Origin of the sequence: Micromonospora parastrephiae, assembly GCF_016802865.1 — a bacterium.
Lineage (GTDB): Bacteria > Actinomycetota > Actinomycetes > Mycobacteriales > Micromonosporaceae > Micromonospora > Micromonospora parastrephiae.
Genome location: NZ_JAEVHM010000380.1, coordinates 1 through 1,906, shown reverse-complemented (window position 1 = coordinate 1,906; position 1,906 = coordinate 1). Strand labels below are relative to the sequence as shown.

Genomic DNA, 1,906 nt, shown 5'->3' with positions numbered 1-1,906 from the left:
GACCCGGTCGGGCCGTTCGGGCCGGTGCGGTGGGTGGGCGCGCCCGAGTTGCTGGCCGGGTCGGTGGCGCTGCTGCTGGCGGCGTTGCTCGGGCTGCTCGGGGTGGCCAGTCGGCTGCGGGTCTTCGTGGCCGGCGTCACGGTCGGTCTGCTGGGCGCCGGCGCGGCGCTGGGCGGGCTGCTGCTGCGCCCGGCCGGGACGGCGGCGATACTGCTCAGCGCGCTGGTCTTCGCCGTCGGGGTGGTTCCGCTGCTGGCCATCCGGTTGGGCAAGCTGCCCCTGCCGCCGATCACCCTGCCGGCCGCGGCCCCCACGGAGGAGTCGGAGCGGTCCGGGACCTGCCGGACCGGGGCCGCGTGCACGCGGCGGTGATCCGCACCGAGGAGATGCTCACCGGGATGCTGCTCGGGCACGCCCTGCTCGTGGTGGCGGCCGCGGGTGTGCTCGGGCTGGCCGGCGGGACGTGGGGCCGGGTGCTGGTGGCGGTCGCCTCGGCCGTGCTGCTGCTGCGGTCGCGGCTGTTCGTGGCGTTGCGCCACCGTGTGCCGACGGTGCTCGCCGGTCTCGCCGGCTACGCGGTGCTGGGCGCGGTACTGGTCGGCCGGGCCGACGACGCGGGAAGGCTGGTGCTGGTCCTCGGCGGCGCGGCGCTGGCCCTGGTGGCGGTCGCCGCCGGCGCCGGGTACGCCCACCGGCCGGTCTCGCCGTACCTCGGCCGGATCGCTGACCTCACCGACACGGCGCTGGTGGTCGCCGTGGTGCCGGTCGCCTGCGCGGTGCTCGACCTGTACGACCGGGCCCGGGGCCTGCTCGGTTGAGCGGCACCCGGGCCCGGTGTGTCAGCGTTCGTCAGTGGGTGGCTTCGCCACGCGCCTCGGCGTCGCGGGCCCGCTGGTAGGAGGCCCGGATCTCGGCCTCGGCCTCGGTCCGGCCGACCCAGGTCGCGCCCTCGACCGACTTGCCGGGCTCCAGGTCCTTGTACACCTCGAAGAAGTGCTGGATCTCCAGGCGGTCGAACTCGCCCAGGTGGTGGATGTCGCGCAGGTGCTCCTGGCGGGGGTCCTCGTAGGGCACGCAGAGGACCTTGTCGTCGCCGCCCTTCTCGTCGGTCATCCGGAACATGCCGATGGTCCGGCAGCGGATCAGGCAACCCGGGAAGGTCGGCTCGGGGACCAGCACCAGCGCGTCCAGCGGGTCGCCGTCCTCGCCCAGCGTCTCCTCGATGAACCCGTAGTCGGCCGGGTACTGGGTAGACGTGAACAGGGTGCGGTCCAGCCGGATCCGGCCGGTCTTGTGGTCCACCTCGTACTTGTTCCGGTGACCTTTGGGGATCTCAACCGTCACGTCGAAATCCATCTGCACGCTCCCTCGTCTGCCCACGCTGGCTAACGGAACCACTGGCGACCCTCCGGACAGGTGAATGCCCACCCGCCGACTCCGGCCGCCGCATAGTCTTCGGACCGAAGTAGTGTCACCCAAGCCGATTTTCGCTGGGGGAGGAGGGGGTCGTGGGGAGGGAAGATTCACACTACCGCCCGGACGGGGGCGTCGCGCGCGGTACCGGACGATCCGGCTCCGGTGGTGCCACCGGGCGGGTTCCGGTGCCCGACGCCCACCTCCCGCGGAGTCCTGAGCCGCAGCCCGCGGCGTCTCCGACACCGGACGTGAGCGGGCGCCCCGCACCGCTGCCCTGGCATCCCGCCGCGGGGTCGACCCCGGTCGGCCCGAACACCGGGCGCTTCCCGGCCCTCGGGGGTGATCGGCCCACGAGCGCCCCGCCGCGCGGGAGCGCCGCCGTACCGACCAGCCTACCAGCGGGCTCGACCGCCACCCGGCAGGGAAACACCAGATTTGGGAGCCAGCTCCGCTTCGGCGCTGCACGAATGCCGTGTCACACCGCACGGGA

Annotated in this window: 1 protein-coding gene and 1 pseudogene; one reads left to right on the top strand and one right to left on the bottom strand. The window is 73.7% G+C overall.

Translation table 11 applies throughout. The features are described from left to right. Window positions 1-818, top strand: a pseudogene (locus JNW91_RS34140) (type VII secretion integral membrane protein EccD); the annotation flags it as partial. 31 nt (window positions 819-849) lie between these two features. Here the strand turns inward: JNW91_RS34140 and JNW91_RS31185 are convergent. Beyond that, window positions 850-1,356, bottom strand: a complete 507-nt coding sequence (locus JNW91_RS31185) for an inorganic diphosphatase (RefSeq protein WP_203179026.1) — start codon at window positions 1,354-1,356, stop codon at window positions 850-852. Window positions 1,357-1,906: the final 550 nt, after the last annotated feature.